Here is an 18,160-nt window from a genome sequence, read left to right as displayed (position 1 = left end):
TTGGTGATATCATGGAATTACAAGCAGATGAATTATATAAACAGGGACAAAAGCAGGCGGCTGTTAAGTTATTAGCCCAAAAATTGCAAAAAGATATGCATCATATTGATTGGTTTTTACAATTATCAAGCTATTTAACTGCAGGTGGTGATTTTACCCAAGCAGAAGAATTATTATTGAAAGCTAAGCAACTTTTTCCTGGTATTCAAGAATTGGATTATAATTTAGCGGTAATATATTTTGAAGCTGGCAAATTTGAACAGTCTCAAAAAATATTAAAAAATATCACTAACCCTAAGTTAAGTTCAGATATTTATTATTTAATTGCCAAACAATTATTACAGCAAAAGCAAGTGGCTCAAGCTTTAGCCTATGCCTTGACTGCCATCGATAAAAACCCCAATTTGAATGATAATTATGTATTAGTAGGAGATATTTTTTTACGATTAAAACAATTTTCAAAGGCTGCAGATTATTATCAACAATCAATTAAAGTTCAGCCTTCAGCTGCGGGATATTTTAAACTGGCATTAATGGAAATGGTTTTAGACAAAAAGCAATTTCGTCAGCATTTTCAACAGGCACAGAGTATGGATTCAACATATTTTCAGAAACATCAGCAACAGTTAGCTGAAATTGAGCGCTATATTAAAATGCAGTCAAAGGATGATTCCTAAAGTGGCAGAAAAATTTGTAATTGGTAAAGTACAAGCAATTTTTTTTGAAAAACCTGAAGATTATTTCAAGATTATGATGATCAGCGTTCAAGAAACTTCCTTTTCTTGGGCAGACCATGAAATTGTTGTGACAGGTAACTTTGATGAACTAGATGAGACGCAAAATTATAAATTTTTTGGACAAGTGGTAGATCATCCTAAGTATGGACAGCAGTTTAAATGTGAGCATTATCAAAAAAATAGTCCGACTGATCGTAAAAGTTTAATAGCTTATTTTTCAGGTACTGATTTTCCTGGCATTGGAGTTAAAACTGCAAAAAAAATTGTTGATGTATTAGGAGATAATGCCATTGAGATTTTAGTTCAACAACCTGAGGCGCTTGATCAGCTGCACTTGCAGGCCAATAAGAAAAAAGTTGTACTTGAACAAATTGCTGCAACATATCAAACTGAAGAAGTTATTTTAAAGTTAAATCGCTGGGGTTTTGGTAATAAAATGGCTTTTAAGATTTACCATCAGTACGGTGGAGAAACAATCCAGATTATTCACCAAAATCCTTATCAACTTGTTCGTGATATTAAGGGGGTCGGCTTTAAGCGTGCTGACAATTTAGCAGAGAATTTTGGACTCTCATTCGATTATCCACAACGAATTGAAGCAGGGTTATTGCAAGTATTAAGTGTTTTGATTAATGCTACGGGTGATACATATGTACACCAAGATGAATTACTGCAGCAAACTTTACAAATGCTTAATGCGACACGCAAACAAAATATTACCGAAGAAGTATTACTGAAAACTTTAAGTACTCTGATTGATACTGGAAAAATTAAATACGAACAGCAACGTTATTTTCCAAGGTATCTATATGAAGATGAGTGGTTGATTGCCCGCCAATTGAAGGTTATAGTAGATAACTTTACTCCACCACACTATACTCACAAACAAGTTCAGACAATTTTACGAAAAATAGAATCTGATTTGCACATCAAATATGATAAAAATCAGATTGAAGCTATTTATCAAGGTATTAATAGCTCTGTTTTTTTATTGACTGGAGGGCCTGGAACTGGTAAAACGACCATTATCAATGGTTTAGTTGCTGCTTATGCTAAATTGCATGAATATTCCTTGGATACCCACGATTATCAAGATGATCCATTTCCAATACGTTTAGCAGCTCCAACTGGTCGGGCTGCTAAACATTTATTTGAAAGTACTAATTTGCCAGCTAGTACAATTCATCGTTTATTAGGTTTAACTGGCCAAGAGGAATTATCTAATTTAGAACTGGACTATATTGCGGGTAAGTTACTAATCATTGATGAAACTTCCATGGTAGATACAGAATTATTTAAACTGTTAGTAACGGCGATACCCTTAGGAATGCAAGTTATTTTAGTAGGGGATCAGGATCAATTACCCTCTGTTGGCCCAGGTCAAGTTTTCTCAGACTTAATTTCCAGCCAGGCTTTTAAAACTATTAAATTAAATAAAATTTACCGCCAGGATAAAGACTCTACGATTATCGAATTAGCACATCAAGTGAATCTTGGTGAAATTGATGATAATTTATTTCGTAATTATCCTGATCGCAGTTTCATCGAATGTAGTTCACAACAGGTAAGCGATGTGTTGCGGCAAATTGTAGTGAAAAGTGAACAAAAAGGTTTTACCTTAGATAAATTGCAAGTTTTAGCCCCTATGTATCGTGGCCCAGCTGGGATTGATAATCTCAATCATATTCTCCAAGACACTTTAAATCCGCTGCAGCAACGCAGTAAAACCATTACATTTGGTGATATAGAATATCGAATTGGCGACAAAATTGTTCATTTAGTGAATAATGTGGAGGCCAACGTTTTTAATGGCGAAATTGGGACAATTATCGGAATTACCCCGGCTAAATTGTTGCCGCCAGCAGACAAGGGTCAGGGAGATCTTATTCATTTAGATTTTGATGGACAGCAAGTCGACTATCATAAAGCTGATCTCAATAATATAACTTTAGCTTATTGTACTTCGATTCATAAGGCCCAAGGAAGCGAGTTTGATTTAGTTATTTTGGTGCTGGTTAATCAACATAATCGGATGTTGAAACGTAATCTTTTATATACAGCGATTACGCGAGCCAAGTCTAAGCTAATTATGTTGGGAAATCGGAGTGCTTATGAACGGGCAATTAATGATGATTCAGGTCGCCGAAATACTTTATTAAAAAAACGTCTACAAGAAGTATTTGCACTTCAAGAGACAACAACTATCTCAAATGTTGAGCAGACTTTGACATTAGAAGCAATTCGTAACCAGGAAATTGACCCACTAATTGGAATGGACGGCCTAAAACCGCAAGATTTTATGTCGGAAACTGACTAGTTTTTATAACCAAAACTGTTGGCGGGCAGTGGAAAATTTTAAGTCAAAAACTTGATTTCCTAAATCTTCTCCATCAATTTGCCCATATTGCTGGGGATTAGTTTTAATAGTAAATTGATGTAGTTGATAATGGTGAACTAAGGGACTTTGTAAATGCTTACCACTTGTAAAAAGTTGATAAGCTAGTTTAGTAACTTGTTGGAAATTGAGCTTATCAACTAAGATAAAATCAAGATTGTTTTCAAATGCACTAGCTGTCGGTAAAATGGGCACTCCACTTCCTATATAAGGATGGTTACTAACAATACAGGCAATAATATTATTAAAAGCCAACTGTTGTTGGCCAATTGTCAAATTTGCCTGAAAGGGATGTTGCTTTAGTCCCTTACTTAATTGGGAAATATAGATAAGTTTACTCAAATGCAAGTGGTTAAAAATTATTTTTAATGTTGATTTATTAGCATAATGAACCATATTGGCATCAAGACCAATACCAATATTATTAATAAAAAAACGTACTTGATTTTGAAATTGAATTTTCCCTAAATTAATTGTTTGAGGAATAACTGCATCGATGATTTGCTGTAAGGCACGCACTTCTTGATGTTGAGGAATATTTAGGGCATTAGCAAAGTCATTGCCTGAACCAGCTGGAATATATGCTAGAGCTGTCTGAGGGTATGATGATTTTTTTATGCCATTAATTGCTTGATTTAAGGTGCCATCACCCCCCATAATTAAAGGAATACTGTATTTTAATTCCTGATTATTGATGAGATCACACAATAACTGTTCAGCACCATCTTTAGGAGTTGAACATATTCTATAAGTTAAGTGTCTATTTTTTAGTTGTTTAGTAACAACTCTAAGGCTATAACGTGAGCGCCCACTAGCAGCATGACGATTGATAACAATTGTAAATGCGGGATATTTGTTCATATTGTTCTCCGTTGTTTTGAGAAGTTTAATTAAAAAGTTATTTTTGGACTTAGGCTAGTAAAAATATATTTGGCATTTTACTTTTTTATTTACTTTATTTACTATGAGGAAATTATTTATAATAAACAACTATAATCTAAAAAAACAGGAGTTGAAACAATAAATTGTTTCAACTCCTGCTTTTTTATTGTTTGAGATGACCGTTATTAAATCCTTAATTATACTTTAGTAGAGATAATCATTGGCAAAATAACCGGGTGACGCTCAGTTTTGCGATATAAAAATTCCTGTAAATCATCAATGATATCACGTTTCAAAGTACTTTCAGTAGAGCGATTAATTTGTTTAGTATCTTGTTGATCTAGAAAGTTTTTAATAACATGAAAAGTTCTTTTTTGAGCCTGATTGATTAAATTACTTGATTCGCGCATATAAACAAATCCACGTGAAAGAATGTCTGGGCCAGATAATACTAACCCCTTGTAATAATCAATTGTGGCTACGACGATAACAAGACCTTCTTCGGAAAGAACTTGCCGATCGTGAATAACAATATTACTGATGTCGTCAATACCATTGCTGTCTATATATACATCACCAGCGGGCACATGTCCTGCTTTGCGAGCACTATTAGATGTTAAAGCTAAGACATCACCATTATCAAAAATAAAGGTATTTTCTTTAGGAACACCACATAATTGCGCTAATCCTGTATGAATTTTCAGCATCCGATATTCACCGTGAATAGGCATGAAATATTTTGGCTGGATTAAACGTAACATCAATTTTTGTTCTTCTTGTCCACCATGTCCTGATGCGTGAATATTATTAACTTTTCCATGAATAACATTGGCACCAGCTTCTTCTAGTGCATTAATTAAATGATTGACACTAATTGTATTTCCAGGAATAGGGTTAGAGGAAAAAATCACCGTATCTCCTGGCTGTATTGCAATTTGCCGATGTGTACCATTAGCAATTCGACTTAAAGCCGCCATCGGCTCGCCCTGCGAACCAGTACATAATAATAACACCTTATTAGCAGGGAGTTTGTTAATCTCCGAAGCATCGACAATTTCACTATCTGGTATATTTAAATAGCCTAACTCTCTTCCATTCGCAATAGTTTGCTCCATACTGCGACCAAAAACTGCGACCTTACGCCCATCTTCCATAGCTGCATCTATTGCTTGAGAAACACGATAAAGATTGGAAGCAAACGTTGCAAAGATTATGCGACCATCAATTCTTTCCACTATTTGATGAATCGTATTTCCAACAAAGCGCTCGGATTTAGAAAATGTGGGAATTTCAGCATTGGTGCTATCAGACAGCAGTAATAAAACACCTTTAGAGCCTAATTGAGCCATCTTTTGAAGGTTAGGAGCTGGCTGGTTGCCAACAGGAGTAAAATCGAATTTGTAATCACCAGTTTGGACAATAGTACCCTGTGGCGTATGCACAGCTATACCTAAAGTATCTGGAATAGAGTGTGTTGTGCGAAAGAATTCTACACTCAAATGTTGAAATTTAACCAAATCACTTTCGTGTAAAACATGCATTTCAGTTGAATTAAGCAGCCCATGTTCTTCCAGTTTGCCTTTAATTAAGGCTGTTGCTAAAGGACCAGCATAAATCGGAATATTGGGGATTTTTTGCAGTAAAAAAGGGATTCCACCAATATGATCTTCGTGACCGTGGGTAATAAAAAGTCCCTTAATGTGTTCTTGATTTTGAATTAAATATTGATAATCTGAAATGACATAGTCAATTCCTAATAAATCATCTTCAGGGAACTTAATGCCTGCATCAACTACTACAATTTCATCTTGATACTGAATGACGTACATATTTTTGCCAATTTCGCCGAGACCACCAATTGCGAAAACAGCTACTTCATTTTTTTTGATTTTCAGAGTCATTAAATTATAGCTCCGCTAAGTCCGTAAGCTTGTAATTAGGACTCTTTTTTTCATATTCTAGATAATTACCTGATAATTCCTCAATAGATTCCACATTAAAATTAGTTTTGTTTTCGATTGCTTCACGAACTTTTATTGCTGAATCAGCTTGCGTATACAAGGTCTCGGTTGTTTCGCGACGGGGATTTTGAATCCGGTCTTTTTGATATAGTACTTTATAAATCAAAAAAATTCCTCCTTTAATAATATAGTAATAATAATTATTATTTTTATCACAAAAACGGTCAATATAACAATTAATTAAATGGTACCACATCCATTTCTTAAAGTATATAAACACAAAATCAACTAAACAAAAATAACGTCAGATTCAGCTGCAAATGGCTCTTTTTTATTAATACGATCATAGAAAAGATGTCCTTGTAAATGATCAATCTCATGTTGACATACAATAGCGGGATAGTTTTTAATACGAATAGTCTGTTTATTACCTGAAAAATCTTGATAGCGTACAGTAATTCTTGCACTACGGGGAACATATCCGGGGATGTCCTTATCTACTGATAGACATCCTTCACCTTCAAATAATTGAGCTTTTTGAACGGAATTGGAAATAATAACTGGGTTAATTAAAACTAATTTTAATGAATATTTATCAGTCGTTTTTTTGTCAGTATTAGATTCATCATCTTCTGCAGGAACCAAAACTGCAGCCATTTGCTTAGAAATACCAACTTGCGGTGCAGCAAGACCCACTCCAGCTCTAAGGTGATGCTTTTCAGCAAATTCGGGATTTTGACTATTGATTAAATATTCCATCATATCTGCAGCTAATTTTTTATCTGTTTCACTTAAAGGAAAAGTAACTGGCTTAGCAATTTTTCTTAATACGGGATCCCCATCACGAACAATATCTTTCATCATGTACATTTTAACAAATTCCTTCTTTAATAATATTTTTTCTATCATTTTATTATAGCGATAATGTGTTGTCGAATAAACTACAATTTTATTTACTTTTTTATTTACTTTTTTGAAAAATAATTTCTTACAAAATTTCTTTTATAAAAGTTGATATAGAGCTCTTGCTATAAAATTCACAAAATTTTACTTTTTTTTTACTTGAGATAAATCCAAAACATGATAAACTAAGTACTGGAAACCTTTACAGATAAAACAAGGGATATTGTGAAAGGAATGAATAAAATGGCAAGTAAGTCAATAGTTGATTTTGCAAAAATCAAAGAAGATTTGTCAGATTTACCGAAACAGATTCAAGTAGTTGATGAAAATGCAAAAATCATTGACCAAGATGTTTTCAAGAGTTTTAGTGATGATCAATTAGTAGAATTTATGAAAAAAATGGTTTGGGAACGTGCATTACATGAACAAACCATGAATTTTTCTCGTCAAGGACGGATGGGCTTTTATGCACCTACTGCTGGCGAAGAAGCAACTGAAATGGGTACCGTAATGGCAATGGAAAAGCAAGATTATTTACTTCCTGCCTATCGTGATATTCCCCAATTAATTCAACATGGTGCAACTGTTACAGAAGCATACTGGTGGTCTCGTGGACATGTTCGTGGAAACGAATTTTCAGCTCGAGCATTGATGCCCCAAATTATTATTGGTGCTGCATACTTGGAAACTGCTGGAGTAGCGATGGGATTAAAGAAAAATGGTGAAGATGCTATTGCATTCACTTATACTGGTGATGGTGGTACTTCTCAGGGTGATTCTTATGAAGGTATGAACTTTGCTGGAGCTTACCAGTTACCAGCTTTATTCATTGTCCAAAATAATGGTTATGCTATTTCTACACCTCGTAAAAAGCAAACAGCTGCTGTGGCTTTAACACAAAAAGCTATTGCTGCAGGTATTCCAAGCGTGCAAGTTGATGGTATGGATATCTTAGCTTGCTATTCTGTTGCTAAAGCTGCTCGTGAGTATATCTTAGCAGGTAATGGTCCTGTTATGATTGAAACATTAACTAACCGTTATGGTGCTCATTCTTCAGCCGGTGATGATCCAAGTCGTTATCGGACTAAAGAAGAGCAACAACCTTGGTTAGATCGAGATCCACTAATTAGAATGCGTAAGATTTTGACTGATAAGAATTTATGGTCGCAAGAACAAGAAGATAAGTTAGTTGAAGAATATAAAAACTCTTTCAAGGAAGCTATTAAAGAAGCGGATGCTGTTGAACCTGAAAAAGTTTCTGATATGTTGAAACGCACTTTTGAAGTACCAACACCAGAATTAAAAGCTGAAATTGCAGAATTTGAAGAAAAGGAGTCTAAATAACATGACAAAGAAAAGTTATATTCAAGCAATTACTGATGCTTTAGACATCATGTTAAAAGAAGATCCGAAAACTTTGATTTTTGGTGAAGATGTCGGCAAAAATGGCGGTGTTTTTAGAACTACTCAAGGTTTACAGGAAAAATATGGTGAAGATCGAGTTTTTGACACCCCATTAGCTGAATCTGGAATCATGGGTCTAGCAATTGGATTGGGTTTAACAGGCTGGCGTCCAATTCCAGAAATTCAATTTATGGGCTTTACTTTTGAAGCTGTAGATTCTATTGCTGGTCAAATGGCACGGATGCGCTTCCGCTTTAATGGCAAAAAAACTAGTCCTATCACCATTAGAACTCCTTATGGTGGCGGAACTCATACTGCTGAAATGCATTCAGATAATTTAGAAAACTTCTTTACTGGTATTCCAGGATTACGTGTAGTTATGCCAAGTAATCCTTACGATGCTAAAGGCCTTTTGATTTCTTCAATTGAAAATAATGATCCAGTTTTATTCTTAGAAAACCTTAAGCTCTATCGTTCAGTTAAAGATGATATTCCTGATGAAAAGTATACTGTTCCGCTAGATAAGGCTAATGTTGTCCAAGAAGGCAATGATATTACGATTGTTGCTTATGGAGCTCAAGTACAAGAAGCTCAAAAAGCAGCAGAAGAGTTAGCTAAAGATAATATTTCTTGTGAAGTAATTGATTTACGGACTGTTTCTCCAATTGATACTGAAACGATTTTCAAATCTATTGAAAAAACTCATAAGGTAGTTATTGTACAAGAAGCTCAAAAAATGGCTGGTGTTGGCGCACAAGTTGCTTCTGCAATTGCCGAAGATGCTATTCTTTCCTTAGATGCTCCTGTTGGACGTGTAGCTGCTCCAGATAGTGTATATCCATTTGCACAAGCTGAGGAAGTTTGGATTCCAAGAAAAGCAGAAATTGTTGAAAAAGTTAAAGAAATTATTAACTACTAATATTTGAAGGGAAGAAAGAATTATGGCGTTTAAATTTAAGTTACCAGAACTTGGCGAAGGAATGGCTGAAGGTGAAGTTGCTAATTGGCTGGTTAAAGAAGGCGATGAAATTAAAGAAGATGATTCTTTAGTTGAAATTCAAAATGATAAGTCAGTTTCTGAATTACCATCTCCTGTGTCTGGTAAGGTACAAAAAATCGTTGCCCAAGAAGGCGATACTGTTGAAATAGGTGATACCTTAGTTGTCATCGATGATGGATCTGCTGATACAGATGACGATGCTGAAGATACTGCAGCAAATGACACTAAAGAGTCTTCTGCTAAAGATGATAATAAATCAGCAACAGCTCCAGCTCCAGCAACTGGCAGTGCAAACAAAGACTATTTGGCAATGCCATCTGTACGTCAATATGCACGTGATAAAGGTATTGATTTATCACAAGTTGCTCCAAGTGGAAAACACGGGCAAATCACTAAAGCAGATGTTGATAACTTTAATGTTGCTGCAGCTCCAGCAACAAATGTAGCTCCAGCAGCTAGTGTTAGTGAACCTGCTGCAACTCCAATTGCTCCTTACAAATCTGATACACCAGAATTAGAAACACGTGAAAAGATGAGCATGACTCGTAAGGTTATTGCAAAGGCTATGTCTGAAAGCAAAAAGATTACTCCGCATGTTACGAGCTTTGACGAAGTTGAAGTTTCAGCCTTAATGGCTAATCGAAAGAAATATAAACAAATTGCTGCAGACCGTGGCATTAAATTAACTTTCTTGCCATATTTAGTTAAAGCCATTGTAGCAGTTTTGAAAGAATTCCCAGAGTTTAACGCTTCAATTGACTCCACTACTAATGAAATTGTTTATAAGCATTACTATAATATTGGTATTGCAACAGATACAGATCATGGTTTATACGTACCTAACATTAAAAATGCTGATGCTAAAGGTCTCTTCGAAATTGCCAAAGAAATTACTGAAAATTCACAAGCTGCTTATGATAATAAGTTAAGCGCAGCTTCAATGCGTGGTGGTTCCATCACTATCAGTAATGTTGGTTCTATTGGTGGTGGCTGGTTTACACCAGTTATTAATCAACCAGAAGTTGCCATTTTAGGTATGGGAAAAATTGCTAAAGAACCTTATGTAGCAGAAGATGGTACAATCAAGGTTGGCAATATGTTGAAATTGTCAATGAGTTATGATCATCGTTTAATTGATGGTGCTTTAGCACAACGTGCCTTGAACAAATTAAATGAATTGTTACATGATCCAGATATGTTGTTGATGGAGGGTTAATTGAAGATGGCTGAAGTTGAAGAAAAAGATACAGTGATTATCGGTGCTGGCCCCGGTGGCTATGTAGCCGCAATTAGAGCTGCTGAATTAGGACAGAAAGTTACTGTTATTGAGAAGGACAAAAATGTTGGTGGTGTTTGTTTAAATGTTGGCTGTGTTCCGTCTAAAGCACTTATTCAAGCTGGTCACCGTTTACGTCACGCAGAACATTCAGAGCTTTATGGAATTAGTACAGGCAATATTTCATTAGATTTTGATAAACTTCAAGAATGGAAAGATACTAGCGTTATCCAAAGAATGACTAATGGTGTCAAGATGCTCTTAAAGAAACATAAAGTAGAAGTAATTTATGGTGAGGCATTCTTAGATAACAATAATCAATTACGGGTAATGGATCCTGGTCCCCGTCAATTCATGGATAATGGCGGCGGTCATACAATTAAGTTTAATAATTTGATTTTGGCTACTGGTAGTCGTCCAATTGAAATTAAAGGTTTTAAATTTGGCGGACGCATTATTGATTCTACAGGGCTTTTAAATATTAAAGAACTACCAAAAGATTTGGTAATAGTTGGTGGTGGTTATATTGGTACAGAATTAGCAGGTGCATTTGCTGATTTAGGTTCACATGTAACTATTTTAGAAGGTAGTTCTCAAATTATTCCAAACTTTGAGCGGAGCATGGTTTCCATCGTTGAAAAGCATTTAAAACAAAAAAATATTACAATTGTTACAAATGCGATGGCTAAAAATGCACAAGATAATGGTGATAGCGTTGATGTTACCTATGAAGTTGACGGTAAATCATACAGTATTAAATCCGATTACGTAATGGTTTCTGTTGGTCGTAAACCAAATACTGATAATTTTGGTTTGGAAATGACAGATGTTAAATTAACTGACCGCGGATTAGTTGAAACAGACGAGCAAGGACGTACTTCAGTTAAGAATATTTTTGCTGTTGGTGATATTACTGCTGGACCAGCATTAGCTCATAAGGCATTCTTCCAAGCAAAGACTGCGGCAGGAGCAATTGCTGGTAAAAAGACTGCTAATGATTATCTTGGTGTACCTTCAGTATGTTTTAATGATCCGGAAATGGCTAGTGTCGGTATAACTGAAACTGAAGCTAAAGAACAAAAATTGGACATTAAAGTGGGTAAATTCCCATTTGCTGGTAATGCACGTGCAGTTTCAGTTGATAGTACAGATGGCTTTGTAAAGCTGATTTCTGACAAAAAGACAGGTACTATTTTGGGAGGACAGGTTGTTGGACCCAATGCTAGTGATTTGATATCTGAGTTAAGTTTGGCAGTAAATTGTCAACTAAATGAAGAAGATATTGCATTAACTATCCATCCACATCCAACGCTAGGCGAGCCAATTCAAGAAGCTGCTGATATTTTAATTGGTTATCCTACTCATATTTAAAAATATTTTTTAAAATTGACGACTTTTCGTCGATTTTTTTGTTCTAAGAACTATCAACGTTATAATGTAAGTGATAAGCTTATGAATATAAAATTGAGGGTTCAATAAATGACAAATTTAAATGAAATTAAGCAACAGATACTAACTGTTTTGATAACGGTTAAAAATCAATTACGTCAAAATTATCATTTTGAACAAGTTAATACCAAGACTAATCGTAATGATTTAGTGACCGACAGGGATATTTCAATCGAAAAAACTGTAGTGCGCTTTTTGAAAGAACATTTTCCACAGGCACAAATTGTTAGTGAGGAGGGTTATGGCAATCATCCTCAGAATTTAAAGGGATTAGTGTTTTTTGTTGACCCAATAGATGGCACGATGAATTTTGTTAAATGTCACGATCAATTTGCTTCCATGATTGGTGTGTATGAAGATGCACAACCAATTTTTGGCGCAATTGTTGATGTGATGCAAGATAAAATTTATTATGGTGGTCCAGAAATCGGCGCATTTATTGACCAGCAGCCTTTAAAAAAGTTAGATGATTTGCCACTAAATAAAGTTTTAATTACTATTAGTAACAGATTGTTGCAAAATGATGCTGTCACATACCAAGATTTGGTCAGTAATAGCAGTGGTCTGAGAATTTTTGGAAGTGCAGGTATTGTTTTTACCAGGTTGTTAACTGGAAAAGAACATTTATATGTTGGTAAATTCAAGCCTTGGGATTTAGCTGCTGGAAGAGCAATAGGTAAAGCAATTGGAATTGATGTCACTCCTATTGACGGCGCACCCATAAATATGTTAAAATCACAACTTGTAATTGTCGGAACGAGGTGCGCTACACAACAAGCGCTGGATGTGATTTCCAGAGTTAAGTAGGCTGTGATTGCAACCAATCACAGCTTTTTTATACACAAATCCGAGAAAGAATTGCACGGAAGGAAGCAAAATATTGAAAATAAGAGAAGATATACGCAATATCGCTATTATAGCCCACGTTGATCATGGTAAAACTACTTTAGTTAATGAACTTTTGAAACAGTCTGATACTCTTCCTGAGCATATGGAAATTGGTGATCGTGCATTAGATTCTAACGCGATTGAAAAAGAACGTGGAATTACTATTTTATCAAAGAATACTGCCGTTGATTATAAGGGTACTAAAATTAACATTCTAGATACACCTGGACATGCTGATTTTGGTGGTGAAGTAGAACGAATTATGAAGATGGTGGATGGAGTACTTTTGGTTGTTGATGCTTACGAAGGTACTATGCCACAGACACGCTTTGTATTAAAAAAGGCTTTAGATCAACATTTAACACCAATCGTAGTAATTAATAAAATTGATCGTGACGGTGCCCGTCCATCTGAAGTTGTAGATGAAGTCTTAAACTTGTTTATTGATTTAGGTGCTGATGAAGATCAATTAGATTTTCCAGTTGTTTTTGCTTCAGCGGTTAATGGCACTTCTAGTTACGATGAAGATCCTGCTACTCAAAAACACACAATGGACCCAATTTTTGATACTATTGTCAAGACAATCCCTGCTCCTATTGATAATAGCGATGAGCCTTTACAATTTCAAGTTGCTATGTTGGACTATAACGACTATGTAGGTCGAGTTGGTATCGGTCGTGTTTTCCGCGGCAAAATCAAAATTGGCGATCAAGTTTCTGTTTTAAAACTAGATGGTTCTAAGCAAAACTTTCGAGTTACGAAAATGTTTGGTTTCTTTGGCTTAAAAAGGGTTGAAATACAAGAAGCTAAGGCAGGAGACTTAATTGGGCTTTCTGGTATGGAAGATATTTTTGTTGGTGAAACTGTGGCGCCGGTTGATCATCCGGAAGCTTTACCAATTTTAAGAATTGATCCACCGACCTTGAGAATGACATTTTTGCAAAATGATTCTCCATTTGCAGGCCGTGAAGGTGACAAAGTAACAGCGCGCAAAATTCAAGATCGTTTGGAACAGCAATTGCAAACAGATGTTTCATTACGGGTTGAAGATGCTGGTATGGCCGGTGCATGGATTGTTTCTGGTCGTGGTGAATTACATTTGTCTATTCTGGTAGAAGAAATGCGTCGTGAAGGCTTTGAGTTACAACTTTCACGTCCAGAAGTTATTTATCAAGAAATAGATGGTAAGATTTGTGAGCCTTTTGAATCAGTTCAAATTGATACTCCGGATGAATATGTTGGTTCAATTATTGATTCCATGGCTCAGCGCAAGGGTGAAATGAAGAATATGGAGAGTACTGGTAATGGCCAGACTCGTTTGGTATTTTTGACACCATCAAGAGGACTAATTGGTTATTCTTCTGAATTCATGTCACAGACTGGTGGTTATGGTATTATGAATCATACCTTTGAACAATATTTGCCAGTAATTAAAAATTGGGAGCCTGGACGGCGTTCTGGTGCTCTAGTATCAATTAATCAAGGAACATCTACCACATATAGTCTACAATCTGTTGAAGACCGTGGACAGCTGTTTATTGGCGCTGGTGTTGATGTCTATGAAGGTATGATTGTCGGCGAAAGTAGTCGGGACCAAGATATTGCCGTTAACGTTACTAAGGGAAAAAATCTTACTAACACTCGGGCATCTGGTAAAGATCATGCAGCTGCTATTAGAACCCCACGTACTATGTCTCTAGAGCAATCAATTGAATTTTTGAACGAAACTGAGTATTGTGAAGTTACCCCTAAGAGCGTTCGCTTACGTAAGAAAATTTTAAATACTAATGAGCGTCGTAAAGCTGATAAAAAACGTAAAATGGGCAAACAAGAATAGTTTAAGATAAAACCGTTAAAAGAGATTTTAACGGTTTTGCTTTATCTAAAATAAGGATTCAATGCTATAATTAAAATCATTAATAAAGGATTGGAGCATTGGTCTTGAAAGCTAAGTTGAAAAACATTGACTATTGGATTTTTATCCCTTTTCTACTATTAGCAGCAATCGGCATTGTTTTAGTTTATTCTGCTAGTTCTAATGCTGCCATCCTACAAGGATTAAAAAGTACTACTTATTTAAAACGACAATTATTATTTGTAATAATTGGTTTATTGTTATGCGGTTTTTTTTATCTCTTAAAAATTAAATATTTACGCTCAACTCCTTTTATCCAGATTTTTTTGATTTCAGTATTTATGGCGTTATTATGGCTATTGTTATTAAAACACTTAAAACCCTCAACAGCAGTAAATGGAGCGGCAGCTTGGATACACTTAGGTCCATTCAATATTCAACCTCTAGAACTAGCTAAACTAGCTTTGGTTTTATATTTAGCACAAGTATATAGTCAGCGTTTATTGCGTATTAGGCAGCTAAGTTTTCGAGAATCAATGATGGAAATAATTATGCCCTTATTCTTAACTAGTATATTTGTGTTTATGACTTTAGGACAGCCCGATTTAGGTGGAGCGGCATCTTTGGCAGCAATTATGTTGATATTGGCTTTTGCCTCTGGAATGGATTTGAAATATGTTTTTGGAATTGTAATAGTTTTGCTTGCAATTTTTGTGTCCGGTTATTTTTGGTTTAAAAATATGTCATTAACAGGTCAAAGTTCCTCATCTTATCAAATGCGGCGTTTGCTGTCTTTTTATCATCCTTTTCAATTAGAAAAGGCTGGGGGATCTCAATTAGTTAATTCGTATTACGCCATCAATAATGGCGGCCTTTGGGGACGAGGATTGGGTAATAGTATTCAAAAGCTTGGTTATTTACCGGAGCCATATACGGACTTTATTTTGGCCATTGCGTGTGAAGAATTAGGCATCTTTGGTGTTATTATTATTTTAGGATTATTATTTGTTTTAATTGCACGTATAGTTTATCTGGGGTTACAATCCCAATCAGCATATTTATCTTTACTCAGCTATGGTATTGCAACAATTTTATTTGTACAATCAGTATTTAATGTTGGGGGAGTATTAGGAGTACTCCCTATTACTGGGGTGACTTTGCCGTTCATTAGTTATGGTGGTTCAAGTATCTTGGTTTTAAGTGCTTGTATGGGCATAATGCTTAATGTTTCTATTAATATCCGTCTGCCCCAAAAATTTAGTCATTAAAACGGGGGAAATTATGGAATTTATACCGCGTCAAGAACTGATAGTTTGGTTAACAAATGGCCGTTTAAGTAAAAAATTGCGGAGATTTGGTACCATAATCTATGTTTCTTTTAGAATGAATTATGTTATTTTATATGTTAATACAGCTCAGACTGAAGAAAAAATTGCCCAAATTTCTAAATTATCCTTTGTTAAACAAGTAGAAATTTCCCATCGTCAAGATTTGCGTACTGACTACAGTGAAAGTAACTTATTGCAACAGGGAAATAAAAAAGCGGGGGCCAATGAATGAGAGTAGTAGCAGGTGATTTAAGAGGATTAGCTTTAACTACTGTAAATGGCCGCAATACACGCCCGACAGCGGCAAAAGTTAAAGAAGCAATGTTCAATATTTTAAGCCCCTATTTAGAGAATGTTAAAATCGGCGTAGATTTGTTTTCCGGTAGTGGAGCTTTAGGTATTGAGGCTGTTTCGAGAGGCGTTTTGCAAATGTATTTAGTTGATAAAAATCGTGCTGCAATTGCCGCAATAAAAACTAATGTTCAAAAAACCCATCAAGAAGATGCTTTTAATATCCTACCCATTTCAGCCGCACATGCTTTACAACATTTTAGCGAAAAGAAGCTTCAATTTGATTTATTAATTTTAGATCCTCCTTATGCCCAAAAGATTACTCCCGTAATAGTTCAAAAATTTATTGAGCAAAATCTTTTAAATAGCCCGGCTTTAATTTTACTAGAAACTGATTATAGCTTAGCTGATCAACGCCGTAATGACTGTGCAGTACTAGCGGCCAAAAAATATGGTCAAACTTATGTAGAAATTTGGCAATACGAAGGTGATGAATAATGAAAATTGGAATTTATGCTGGCAGTTTTGACCCGGTGACGAATGGACATTTAGATATTATTCAACGGTCTAGTAAATTATTTGATCGATTATATGTAGTTATTATGAATAACACTAGCAAGCATTACTTATTTACTTTCAGAGAAAAACAAGAATTACTAAACAATGCTTTGCAGCAGCTTGCCTGTCAGAATGTTCAGGTTAAAGTAGCGGATAACCAATTAGTAGCTGATGTTGCCCAAAGTTTAAATGCCCAATGGTTAGTACGGGGATTAAGAAGTGCTGCTGATTTAAATTATGAAATCTCAATGCAGCAAATTAATCGTCAACAAAATCAACATTTAGAAATTGTTTATTTGGTTTCTCAGCCTCAGTATATGTACGTTGCTTCTAGTATGATCAAAGAAGTAGTAAAATATGGCGGCCAAGTAACTGATTGGGTCCCAGAAGTGGTTCAATCAGCCTTGCGTCAGAAATTAGGAACAAAATCATGAAAAAACATCGTAAGTTAGTCATTAGTTTAAGTGTTATTGCTGTTTTATTATTTATTTTTTTACCGCTGCCTTATTTTATTGAAGCTCCAGGAACAGCCCAGCCGACAGCTGACACAATTACCGTCGATCATCAGCATGATCAGCGTTCAGGTAAATTTTTATTTACTACAGTAGAATTATCTTCAGCAACTCCCTTATCAATGATTAGAGCTGCTGTGGATCCCTTTAGAGAAATTGATTCCCGTCAAGAAGTTATGGGTGGAGACAATACTAAAGAATATCTGCAAATGCAGAATTATTTTATGGAAAATGCTAGCAATAACGCTATCGAGGCAGCCTTTAAGAAAGCACAGCGGCCTTATCAAAAAAAATATCTCGGTATTTATGTCATGTCGATTTTGAAGCATTCACATTTTAAAAATCATTTACAAGTAGGTGATGTAGTTTCAGAAATTGACGGTCATCGGTTTTTAAGTTCGCAATCTTTTATCAATTACGTTAAGTCTCAAAAGGTTAATCAGCATGTGAATGTAAAATATCAGCGACATCAGCATACTTATCAAACTCGTCAACGCTTAATGGCCATGAACAAAAAGAAAAAACCTGGCTTAGGAATTAGTTTGGTGGATCATGTTCAAGTTCATACGCAGCCTAACGTTAAAATTAATGCGGGTGATATTGGCGGCCCGTCGGCTGGTTTAATGTTTAGTTTACAAATCTATACCCAGTTGACACACCAAAACTTGACCAAGGGCCGAATTATTGCTGGAACTGGAACAATTTCACCACATGGTAAAAT

The 18,160-nt window shown here is 35.4% G+C and carries 17 protein-coding genes; 13 read left to right on the top strand and 4 right to left on the bottom strand.

Annotation, left to right across the window (positions count from 1 at the left end):
- Positions 1-11: 11 nt before the first annotated feature.
- Together EQ827_RS03665 and recD2 are read left to right on the top strand one after the other, a co-directional pair.
- Positions 12-677: a tetratricopeptide repeat protein gene (locus EQ827_RS03665; RefSeq protein ID WP_181189632.1), complete on the top strand. Its 666-nt coding sequence runs from the start codon at positions 12-14 to the stop codon at positions 675-677.
- A gap of 1 nt (position 678) precedes the next feature.
- Complete coding sequence (gene recD2, locus EQ827_RS03660; RefSeq protein ID WP_309109333.1) at positions 679-3,054, top strand: SF1B family DNA helicase RecD2; 2,376 nt, start codon at positions 679-681, stop codon at positions 3,052-3,054.
- Between the two features lie 3 nt (positions 3,055-3,057).
- Here recD2 and EQ827_RS03655 read toward each other — a convergent pair whose 3' ends face one another.
- From EQ827_RS03655 to def, 4 genes are all read right to left on the bottom strand, one after another.
- Positions 3,058-3,993, bottom strand: coding sequence for a diacylglycerol/lipid kinase family protein (locus EQ827_RS03655; protein ID WP_181189630.1), 936 nt, complete (start codon positions 3,991-3,993; stop codon positions 3,058-3,060).
- A 218-nt stretch (positions 3,994-4,211) separates the two neighbouring features.
- Positions 4,212-5,915 carry a ribonuclease J1 gene (rnjA, locus tag EQ827_RS03650; RefSeq protein WP_181189629.1) on the bottom strand — a complete coding sequence of 568 codons (1,704 nt, stop codon included), beginning with the start codon at positions 5,913-5,915 and terminating at the stop codon, positions 4,212-4,214.
- Positions 5,916-5,919: 4 nt separating this feature from the next.
- A complete protein-coding gene (locus tag EQ827_RS03645) occupies positions 5,920-6,141 on the bottom strand; it encodes a DNA-directed RNA polymerase subunit epsilon (protein ID WP_181189628.1) in 222 nt (73 codons plus the stop codon).
- Positions 6,142-6,263: 122 nt separating this feature from the next.
- Positions 6,264-6,845 (bottom strand): peptide deformylase, encoded by a 582-nt coding sequence (def, locus tag EQ827_RS03640; protein WP_181189627.1) that lies wholly within the window; start codon positions 6,843-6,845, stop codon positions 6,264-6,266.
- 276 nt (positions 6,846-7,121) lie between these two features.
- Here def and EQ827_RS03635 point away from each other — a divergent pair, with 276 nt between their 5' ends.
- The 11 genes from EQ827_RS03635 to EQ827_RS03585 all read left to right on the top strand — a co-directional run.
- Positions 7,122-8,222: a thiamine pyrophosphate-dependent dehydrogenase E1 component subunit alpha gene (locus tag EQ827_RS03635; RefSeq protein ID WP_181189626.1), complete on the top strand. Its 1,101-nt coding sequence runs from the start codon at positions 7,122-7,124 to the stop codon at positions 8,220-8,222.
- Position 8,223: 1 nt separating this feature from the next.
- On the top strand, positions 8,224-9,201 hold the full coding sequence (locus EQ827_RS03630; RefSeq protein WP_181189625.1) for an alpha-ketoacid dehydrogenase subunit beta: 978 nt from the start codon (positions 8,224-8,226) through the stop codon (positions 9,199-9,201).
- Between the two features lie 22 nt (positions 9,202-9,223).
- Positions 9,224-10,498: a 2-oxo acid dehydrogenase subunit E2 gene (locus tag EQ827_RS03625; RefSeq protein WP_181189624.1), complete on the top strand. Its 1,275-nt coding sequence runs from the start codon at positions 9,224-9,226 to the stop codon at positions 10,496-10,498.
- A 6-nt stretch (positions 10,499-10,504) separates the two neighbouring features.
- The gene (lpdA, locus tag EQ827_RS03620) at positions 10,505-11,929 is read left to right on the top strand and encodes a dihydrolipoyl dehydrogenase (RefSeq protein WP_181189623.1); all 1,425 of its coding nucleotides are present in this window, start codon (positions 10,505-10,507) and stop codon (positions 11,927-11,929) included.
- Positions 11,930-12,037: 108 nt separating this feature from the next.
- Positions 12,038-12,814, top strand: coding sequence for an inositol monophosphatase family protein (locus EQ827_RS03615; RefSeq protein ID WP_181189622.1), 777 nt, complete (start codon positions 12,038-12,040; stop codon positions 12,812-12,814).
- Positions 12,815-12,887: 73 nt separating this feature from the next.
- On the top strand, positions 12,888-14,732 hold the full coding sequence (typA, locus tag EQ827_RS03610) for a translational GTPase TypA (protein WP_181189621.1): 1,845 nt from the start codon (positions 12,888-12,890) through the stop codon (positions 14,730-14,732).
- A 104-nt stretch (positions 14,733-14,836) separates the two neighbouring features.
- Positions 14,837-16,018 (top strand): FtsW/RodA/SpoVE family cell cycle protein, encoded by a 1,182-nt coding sequence (locus EQ827_RS03605; protein WP_181189620.1) that lies wholly within the window; start codon positions 14,837-14,839, stop codon positions 16,016-16,018.
- A gap of 13 nt (positions 16,019-16,031) precedes the next feature.
- Positions 16,032-16,310: a YlbG family protein gene (locus tag EQ827_RS03600; RefSeq protein ID WP_181189619.1), complete on the top strand. Its 279-nt coding sequence runs from the start codon at positions 16,032-16,034 to the stop codon at positions 16,308-16,310.
- Positions 16,307-16,867 carry a 16S rRNA (guanine(966)-N(2))-methyltransferase RsmD gene (gene rsmD, locus EQ827_RS03595; protein ID WP_181189618.1) on the top strand — a complete coding sequence of 187 codons (561 nt, stop codon included), beginning with the start codon at positions 16,307-16,309 and terminating at the stop codon, positions 16,865-16,867. The genes EQ827_RS03600 and rsmD overlap by 4 nt, the downstream gene beginning before the upstream one ends.
- A complete protein-coding gene (gene coaD, locus EQ827_RS03590; protein ID WP_181189617.1) occupies positions 16,867-17,361 on the top strand; it encodes a pantetheine-phosphate adenylyltransferase in 495 nt (164 codons plus the stop codon). The genes rsmD and coaD overlap by 1 nt, the downstream gene beginning before the upstream one ends.
- The coding region (locus EQ827_RS03585) for a SepM family pheromone-processing serine protease (protein WP_181189616.1) at positions 17,358-18,160 on the top strand (803 nt) is incomplete at its 3' end. The genes coaD and EQ827_RS03585, both read left to right, overlap by 4 nt.

The organism is Bombilactobacillus bombi (assembly GCF_013607485.1).
GTDB lineage: Bacteria > Bacillota > Bacilli > Lactobacillales > Lactobacillaceae > Bombilactobacillus > Bombilactobacillus bombi_A.
The sequence above is the reverse complement of the archived record's forward strand: the minus strand, read 5'-3'. Positions and strand labels throughout refer to the sequence as shown.

Bases quoted from the DNA above. Each gene is read 5' to 3' on its own strand.
- EQ827_RS03665 (WP_181189632.1), top strand. From the start codon at position 12: ATGGAATTACAAGCAGATGAATTATATAAACAGGGACAAAAGCAGGCG.
- EQ827_RS03655 (WP_181189630.1), bottom strand. From the start codon at position 3,993: ATGAACAAATATCCCGCATTTACAATTGTTATCAATCGTCATGCTGCT.
- rnjA (WP_181189629.1), bottom strand. From the start codon at position 5,915: ATGACTCTGAAAATCAAAAAAAATGAAGTAGCTGTTTTCGCAATTGGT.
- def (WP_181189627.1), bottom strand. From the start codon at position 6,845: ATGTACATGATGAAAGATATTGTTCGTGATGGGGATCCCGTATTAAGA.
- EQ827_RS03635 (WP_181189626.1), top strand. From the start codon at position 7,122: ATGGCAAGTAAGTCAATAGTTGATTTTGCAAAAATCAAAGAAGATTTG.
- EQ827_RS03630 (WP_181189625.1), top strand. From the start codon at position 8,224: ATGACAAAGAAAAGTTATATTCAAGCAATTACTGATGCTTTAGACATC.
- EQ827_RS03625 (WP_181189624.1), top strand. From the start codon at position 9,224: ATGGCGTTTAAATTTAAGTTACCAGAACTTGGCGAAGGAATGGCTGAA.
- lpdA (WP_181189623.1), top strand. From the start codon at position 10,505: ATGGCTGAAGTTGAAGAAAAAGATACAGTGATTATCGGTGCTGGCCCC.
- EQ827_RS03615 (WP_181189622.1), top strand. From the start codon at position 12,038: ATGACAAATTTAAATGAAATTAAGCAACAGATACTAACTGTTTTGATA.
- EQ827_RS03600 (WP_181189619.1), top strand. From the start codon at position 16,032: ATGGAATTTATACCGCGTCAAGAACTGATAGTTTGGTTAACAAATGGC.
- rsmD (WP_181189618.1), top strand. From the start codon at position 16,307: ATGAGAGTAGTAGCAGGTGATTTAAGAGGATTAGCTTTAACTACTGTA.
- coaD (WP_181189617.1), top strand. From the start codon at position 16,867: ATGAAAATTGGAATTTATGCTGGCAGTTTTGACCCGGTGACGAATGGA.